The sequence below is a fragment of the Propionicimonas sp. T2.31MG-18 genome, from assembly GCF_964266745.1.
Classification (GTDB): Bacteria; Actinomycetota; Actinomycetes; order Propionibacteriales; family Propionibacteriaceae; genus Propionicimonas.
Map to the genome: position 1 here is coordinate 1 of NZ_CAXWGX010000013.1, position 439 is coordinate 439.

Genomic DNA, 439 nt, shown 5'->3' on the forward strand with positions numbered 1-439 from the left:
AGTCGCCTGGACCCAACACCCGGATCAACTGCTCCGACCCGTCGGCTGAGAGCCGAAAGATCTTGAGTCGACCCGAATGCACCACCACGAGCTGCGACAGATCCTCGTCGGCACGGTACGCCGCCTCACCCGCCTTCAGAAGGGTCGGACGCGCCAACTCCTCGACCCGCTGCTGATCTTGCGCAGAGAGGCCGGCAAAGACCGGGACACGAGAGACGCAACTGTCGGCCATGCCCGAAGCCTAGCCACACCGGGATCGGCCGGGCTCCGGCCGAAGGGAGGGCTGCGACCCGAAGGGCACAGCTCAGCGCCCTAGATGTACTCGGCCAGGACGTGGGTGACACCGGCTGGTTGACGAAAGAGGAGAACCCCCACTGGGGTGTGACTTGCGAAGGTCCACATCCCAAGGAGGTTCTCCCGTGTCCCAATGTAGGGCTCA

At 64.7% G+C, this 439-nt stretch carries 1 protein-coding gene; it reads right to left on the bottom strand.

Annotated elements, in window-relative coordinates:
• Positions 1–232: Crp/Fnr family transcriptional regulator (locus ACFQQJ_RS08060; protein ID WP_377105524.1), on the bottom strand; the 232-nt coding region annotated here is incomplete at its 3' end.
• Positions 233–439: the final 207 nt, after the last annotated feature.